Annotated in this window: 6 protein-coding genes; 4 read left to right on the plus strand and 2 right to left on the minus strand. The window is 60.1% G+C overall.

Annotation, left to right across the window (positions count from 1 at the left end):
- Positions 1-514, minus strand: a 514-nt coding sequence (locus AC1D1P_RS10685) for a 7TMR-DISMED2 domain-containing protein (protein WP_477672958.1), incomplete at its 3' end; no start/stop codon positions are given.
- A gap of 132 nt (positions 515-646) precedes the next feature.
- On the opposite strand from AC1D1P_RS10685, the gene AC1D1P_RS10690 reads away from it, so the two are divergent.
- A complete protein-coding gene (locus AC1D1P_RS10690) occupies positions 647-1,837 on the plus strand; it encodes a class I SAM-dependent rRNA methyltransferase (protein WP_477672959.1) in 1,191 nt (396 codons plus the stop codon).
- A 267-nt stretch (positions 1,838-2,104) separates the two neighbouring features.
- Positions 2,105-3,175: a CobW family GTP-binding protein gene (locus tag AC1D1P_RS10695; RefSeq protein ID WP_477672960.1), complete on the plus strand. Its 1,071-nt coding sequence runs from the start codon at positions 2,105-2,107 to the stop codon at positions 3,173-3,175.
- Between the two features lie 169 nt (positions 3,176-3,344).
- Here AC1D1P_RS10695 and AC1D1P_RS10700 read toward each other — a convergent pair whose 3' ends face one another.
- Positions 3,345-3,890 (minus strand): hypothetical protein, encoded by a 546-nt coding sequence (locus AC1D1P_RS10700; protein ID WP_477672963.1) that lies wholly within the window; start codon positions 3,888-3,890, stop codon positions 3,345-3,347.
- Between AC1D1P_RS10700 and dksA the strand changes: the two genes are divergently transcribed.
- Together dksA and AC1D1P_RS10710 are read left to right on the plus strand one after the other, a co-directional pair.
- Positions 3,793-4,566, plus strand: coding sequence for an RNA polymerase-binding protein DksA (gene dksA, locus AC1D1P_RS10705; RefSeq protein ID WP_477672962.1), 774 nt, complete (start codon positions 3,793-3,795; stop codon positions 4,564-4,566). The two genes, AC1D1P_RS10700 and dksA, sit on opposite strands and share 98 nt — an antisense overlap.
- A 39-nt stretch (positions 4,567-4,605) precedes the next feature.
- Positions 4,606-6,453 carry an STAS domain-containing protein gene (locus AC1D1P_RS10710; RefSeq protein ID WP_477672961.1) on the plus strand — a complete coding sequence of 616 codons (1,848 nt, stop codon included), beginning with the start codon at positions 4,606-4,608 and terminating at the stop codon, positions 6,451-6,453.
- Positions 6,454-6,877 lie beyond the last annotated feature (424 nt).

A 6,877-nucleotide genomic window follows, 5' to 3' on the forward strand; every position in this document is an offset into this window, starting at 1 on the left:
GGGGATGGCGGTGCGGCACCGGCCATTTGTCTACCGCCACCAGGTCGCCGGCACGCTGCTCGTTCCAGCGGCCGATACCGTCCAGGGTATACAGCGAAGCCCGGTCGATGGACGGGTAGGGAACCTCAAGGTACCAGCGCTCTGCGTCGGGCGCCGGTGGCACGTTAAAGCGCACCCACATGGCCTGGCCGCTGGTCACCGGGTAGATCGCATTGCCGTGTGTCGGCTTCCAGGGGATGTCGGGGGTCGCGGCAACCTGCTCGGGGGTGAACTGGCCGGTTGTGTCTATCCAGTAGTCGCCCCAGTCCTGCAGTGCGACAGGTTCTGTCTGGGTGTCCAGGTCCAGTATGGTGCGCGATCGTGCATCCAGGCTGGTCAGCGCCAGCAGCGAGCCCATGAACAGGCTGATAACCAGCCCCAGCAATAGGGTGCGGACGGGTGCGGGCGTGCGCATGGCCGGGCTTGCCAGCGGCCCGTGTTTCTTCCATTGCCGCGAAAATGAGGTCAAAAACATTAACCTGCGATTGTCGCAAAACTTTCACGAAAATTACACCGAGCTGTCAAACCGCTGTCGGCCGGCTCATTTGTCAGGGTGGACACTCCGTGCCCAAGAGGGGGTGACGCTATCAGCCGCGACAATAGCGGCATGAAAATAATTCGACTGCGGGACGGCAAGGAGCGCTCATTGCTGCGGCGCCATCCCTGGATTTTTGACGGCGCCATTGCCAAGGGGGGCGGTGACGCGGGCGAGACCGTGCGGGTTGAAAGCCACGCCGGCGAATTTTTGGGCTGGGCCGCTTTCAGCCCGGCCTCCAGGATCCGGGCCCGGGTCTGGAGCTTTGACGAAGCCCAACGCATCGACGCGGCCTTCTTTTCAGCGCGCATCGCCCAGGCCCTGAAAGCACGGGAGCTGTTTGACATCCAGAGCGACGGGCGGCGGCTCATTCACGGCGAATCCGACGGCCTGCCGGGCCTGGTGGTGGACCGCTATGCGGACACGCTGGTGGCGCAGTTTTCCAGCTGCGGCGCAGAAAAATGGAAAAGTGTGATTGTCGAAGCCCTGCTTGCCCAGACCGGCCTGACGCGCCTGTACGAACGCTCCGACGCCAGTTCACGTGCCCTGGAAGGCCTGCCCGAAGTGACCGGCTGGCTGGCCGGCTCGGGCGAAACCGGCATCACCATCACCGAACACGACTGGAAGCTCAGCCTGGACGTGGCCGAAGGCCATAAGACCGGCTTTTACCTGGACCAGCGCGACAGCCGGCAGAAGTTTGCCGCCTACACGCGTCGTTTACAGTTCGGCCAGGTGCTCAACTGCTATTGCTATACCGGCGGCTTCACTGTGGCCGCGCTGGCCGGCGGCGCCGGGCACGTCACGTCGATTGATTCGTCCGGCCCGGCGATCGAGCGGGCCCGGGCCAATGTGGCGCTGAACGGCTTTGACGCCAGCCGCACCACTTTGCTGGATGCCGACGTCAACGCCTCGCTGCGCCAGTACCAGAAGGAAGGCCGGATGTTCGACGCCATCGTGCTGGACCCGCCCAAATTCGCGCCCACGGTGACGCATGCCGAGCGTGCCGCCCGTGCCTACAAGGACATTAACCGGCTGGCGTTGTCGATTCTGGCGCCCGGCGGCGTGCTGTTTACCTATTCCTGCTCGGGCGGGGTCAGCGCCGACCTGTTCCACAAAATCGTGGCCTCGGCCGGTATCGATGCGGGGGTGGACGCTTTCATCTCCGAGCGCATGGGCGGCGCACCCGACCATCCTATGACAGTAGCCTTCCCGGAAGGCGAATACCTGAAGGGCCTGGTGCTGGTGAAGCGGGTGGGCGGCTGATTTTTATATAAATAGTGGTTGCAGGTTAATAAAGACGGGCGCAAGCAGCTATTAAAAATATAGCGAATACAGGAAGGAAATTACCGGCCTGCGCTGTTTTTGGGGACCCTGCGCTTGACACGACCTGTAAAGTAACTGCTGGCCAAGGTGGTATTCACCGGGGCTGCGCGACGGGCTTGAACCCGCCGCTAAACTCCCCCACCTGTGTGGCTGCGACCTGCTTCGCCCTTCGCGCTACCCCTGCAATTCCTGTTTTTAGGTAACACCATGAGCTTGATTCCCGTCACCATCCTCACCGGCTTCCTGGGCTCCGGCAAAACCACGTTGCTCAAGCGCGTGCTGACCGAGGCGCACGGCCAGAAAATCGCTGTTATCGAGAACGAGTTTGGTGAAGAAAACATCGACAACGAAATCCTGGTCAATGACACCGAAGAAAACATCATCCAGATGAACAACGGCTGCATCTGCTGCTCGATCCGCGAAGACCTGCGCGAAACACTGCAGTTGCTGGCCGCCAAAAAGCGCAAGGGCCTGCTCGACTTTGAGCGCGTGGTCATTGAAACCACCGGGCTGGCCGACCCGGGGCCGGTGGCGCAGACGTTTTTCATGGACGAAGAAATTGCCGAGCAGTACCTGCTYGATTCGATCCTGACCCTGGTCGACGCCAAACAYGCCGCGACCCAGCTCAACGACCGCCAGGAGGCGCGCCGCCAGGTCGGGTTTGCCGACCAGATATTCATCAGCAAAACGGACCTGGTGGCCAAGGACGAAGTTGACGCGCTGATGCACCGCCTGAAGCACATGAACCCGCGTGCGCCCCAGAAGGCGGTGCATTTCGGTGAAGTCGCCATCAAGGATGTGTTCGACCTGCGCGGATTCAACCTCAATGCCAAGCTGGACATCGACCCCGATTTCCTCAAGGAAGACGACCATGCTGGGCATGACCACGATCATGACCATGGGGAGCACTGCGATCACCCTTCACATGCGCACGACGCCAAGGACGGGCATGAGGGCCATGGCCACCATCACCACCACGACGATGACGTCAAGAGCTTTGTGTTCCGGTCGGACAAGGCTTTCAGCCCCGCCAAGCTGGAGGATTTCCTGGGCGCGGTCGTCAACATTTACGGCCCGCGCATGCTGCGCTACAAGGGCGTGTTGAATATGGAAGGCACCGACCGCAAGGTGATTTTCCAGGGGGTGCACCAGCTCATGGGCAGCGACCTTGGACCCGCCTGGGCCGAGGGTGAGAAGAAAAACAGCAAGATGGTCTTTATCGGCATCGATTTGCCCAAAGATATTTTTCTGCAGGGCCTGGAGCAATGCCTGGTTTGAGGTAGGCTGTCCGCCTGTGGCCTGTAAAAGGCGGAGGGCTTCATGTTTGTCTCGATTCTCCAACGATTTGTTCCAAGGGTGCTACGGCAGGCTGCGCAGCCGCTACAATCGCGCGCCGACCAAAATACCCGGAAAATCAATTCGGGAGGCCAGCCAGGCACAAAATCGGCTACAAAGCGGATTGAAACCCACCCAGGTGAGGTTTTCGAGGCTGGCAGGCGGCAGACAAACCAGGAAATCTGGCAACAGGTAGGGTTGAACTGCGTTGCAGCGGTTTGGCCAGGAAGCCGCCGCGGGGGGCCATGGGCCATTCCGGGGCTGCTTCCCAGAGGAGACACATTGTGAAAGYCCAAGCAAAAAAGACCAAGACACCTGCCAAACCGGCCGTCAAGCCTGCATCGAAAGCCAAGCCGGCGCCAAAGCCCGCCGCCAAAGCTGTAAAGAAAGCGGTCAAACCTGTTGCCAAAGCCAAGCCGGCACCCAAACCCGTTGCCAAAAAAGCCGCCAAGCCGGCTGTCAAGGCTGCTTCCACGAAAAAGCCTGCCACCGCAGCTGTCAAGAAAACCGCTGCCAAGCCCTTGCCCAAAGCAAAGGCCGTCGCCAAACCCGTCAAGCCCGTGCTCAAATCTCCCCCAAAACCTGCGGCAAAGCCTGTTGCAAAATCAGCTGCCAAGCCCGTTGCAAAACCGGCCGTAAAACCTGCAAGCAGCACCAAGCCGGTCCCCGCCGCCGTGGTGGTACCCGCCCCGGCACCGGTCAGGGCCGGGCTGATGGCCCCGCCTCCACTGAAACCCGGCAGGCGCAGCTCCGCCCGTGTAGCCACCCAGTCACCCCCTCCCGCACCCATGGTGCCAACCCATGCGCCTGACGCAGCCAAAGCCAGTTACTCCACAATGACCGAACGCGTGATCGCGCCGCCACCCCAGGCGGCGGCCAAAAAAGACCCCAAGCTCGCCAACAACTGGAAGACCAAATCCGCCGAGCAGCTGACCGACGACGAAGTCAAGGCGATGCCGGACTCCGAGTACATGAACGAAAAGCAGCTGGCTTTCTTTCGCCACAAGCTGTCGGTGCTCAAGCAGGACATCCACAACAGCGCCGGCGAAACCACCGAGCATCTGCGGGAAGACACCGTTGTGGTGCCCGACCCGGCGGACCGCGCTACGATTGAAGAAGAACATGCCCTTGAATTGCGCACCCKTGACCGGGAACGCAAGCTGCTCAAGAAGATCGAACAGTCGATTGCCCGCATCGACTCCGGCGACTACGGTTATTGCGATGAAACCGGCGAACCCATCGGCGTAGGCCGGCTGATCGCCCGCCCCACGGCCAATTTGTCCCTGGAAGCGCAGCAACGCCGGGAACTCAAACAGAAGATGTTCGGCGATTGACCCCAGATTACCGGTTGAAGTTTATTTAATCGTCCTGCCATGTCCAAAGAAGATACCGCTTCAGGCTTGCTCTCCAAGATGGTGAAGTTCGTCCGGAATCCGGCCACGAACTGGTCCGATCTGGACGGCGCGCAAACAGACCGCGACGAAGCCATGAGCAAGCAATTGCTCAAGGAAATGATTGAGCGCAAGCGGCAAAACGACTTCGTGCGCAAGCGCGAATTCGACATGCTGCGCAAGATGCGCAAGCGTGAAGCCATGGTAGGTGTGGGCCAGGACCCAGGCGGCCGGCCTTCGTTCTTCCAGAGCAGCATGCCGTCCAAGCCCGACGACAGGGCCACCACGCTCAAGAAGATCGACGAGATCGAAGCGCAGATGTCCATGCAGTGGTGGAAAACCAAGAATGGCGGCATGCCGGACAACTCGGTGCACGCGCCCTTGCATAGCCCATCGACGCAGGCGCCCCCCATGCTGGACAATGCCTTGCCCACTGCATACAGGGCCACGGCGCCGGCAGGTTTGCAGCAGCTGAACGCAGCCAGGTTGGCCGCCGAGCAGCAGGCGGCCCGGGAAGCCGCTCACGAGCCCTCCCAGACCCAGCCCGATTCCCTGTCTGTTGCGCTGGCTGCAGCCCGGTCTACGCCGCCTCCCCAGCCTCCTGCCAAACCTCCCGCCATTGGCGGCCTGGCGGGTATCGGCGGCAGTTACGACAGCGGCGGCGGTTCATCCGGTTTTTCTCCTTCCAAGCTCACTGCGGTGGACGTGGAGGAAGTGGTTGCCCATGACGCAGAGCTGGAGGAGGCCGCTATCCGGTTTGCCAATGGCGACGATGCAGGTGCCGAAGCCGGCCTGCTGGAGATTCTTGCCCCCGGTGCCGTACGCGCGGGCCACCCGGATACCTGGCTGACCTTGTTTGACCTGTACCGGGCCACGGCCCAACAGGACAAGTTTGAAACGGCAGCCATCCAGTTTGTCGAGCGGTTTGACCGTTCGGCACCGCAGTGGTTCTCCATGCCTGACATGGTGAAAATGCTCAGCGTGCCGGCGGCGGGCAAGGCTGCCACCAATGCCAATGGTCCCGCTGTTGATTGGGTCTGTCCCTCTGTGCTGGGTATACAGACCGTGGCAGCCCTCAAGGCTGCCACCGCCAAGGCGCCCATGCCATGGCGCCTGAACTGGAACAATCTCAAAACCATCGATCCTGATGCTGTCGAGCCTTTGTACAAGGTCTTCAGCGGGTGGGCGACTCAGCCCGTTCAGCTGCGTTTCATGGGTGATACCCAGTTGCAGAAGGTACTGCAGAACGCCACCCCTTCGGGCAGCCGCGACACCGCCCAGCAATGGTGGCTTTTGCGTATGGAGGCGCTGCGTGTAACGCATCGGCCCGACGACTTCGAATTGGCCGCACTCGACTTCTGCGTTACCTACGAGGTCTCCCCGCCAGCCTGGGACAGTGCACGTTGCGAATACAAGCCGATCGATGCGCAGGGCGATGTCACGAGTGGGCAGGCCATCATTGGCGACGTGTACCGTGATTCCGTGTCCTCCAGTCTCAGCGCTATTGATGGAGACACCCAGATGGATGCACCGAGTTCGCAGATGAGCAATGTGCTGTCGGTCGAACTGTCGGGCCAGATCCAGGGTGATGCGATAGCAGTGCTGGACAAGCTGGAAGTCAAGCTGATGGGTGCGGACATGATGCTGATCTCCTGTGCCAAGCTCATTCGCGTGGATTTTTCGGCTGCGGGAACGCTGCTGAACTGGGTCTCAGCCCGCGAAGAGGAAAACCGCTCAGTGCAATTCACGGAAGTCAACCGCCTCGTTGCAGCGTTCTTCAATGTGATCGGCATCACTGAGCACGCAAGGGTCACAGTCCGCATCGACTAACCTTTGCGGCCTTTCTACTGGCCGATTTGGGTAGTGTTGTCATGCCATTCGCCGTCTAGTCGGGATTGGCCCGCCAGGTCTTCCGGCGCCCTGTGCTTTCTGCACCTTCCCCCTCAAAAAAGCACGCCATTCCTGCGACTGCGCTCATCTTGTTGTGCGGCGGCCGTTATCTGCTATATTTTTCATAGCTATGCCATGCTTGCACTGTCCAAAAACAGGTCGCTGAGCGTTTGAATGGATGGAAATAGTCCCTCTTTTTTCCATTTTGGCGGGCGCCCAGTTGCTGGCGCTTAAAGCAATACTTTCATTGCATCGGCTAAGTGCTTAATTTAGAACACTTTTTAATATAAGCCCTGGATCCGAAGATACTCCTAAGTCCTTGATTTCATTGAAAAAATTTGTTTCAAATCCCTTGTTTGCAAAT

The organism is Polaromonas sp. P1_E1_2 (assembly GCF_056406035.1).

Excerpts from the sequence above, each read along its gene's own strand:
- AC1D1P_RS10690 (WP_477672959.1), top strand. The coding sequence starts at position 647 with ATGAAAATAATTCGACTGCGGGACGGCAAGGAGCGCTCATTGCTGCGG.
- AC1D1P_RS10710 (WP_477672961.1), top strand. The coding sequence starts at position 4,606 with ATGTCCAAAGAAGATACCGCTTCAGGCTTGCTCTCCAAGATGGTGAAG.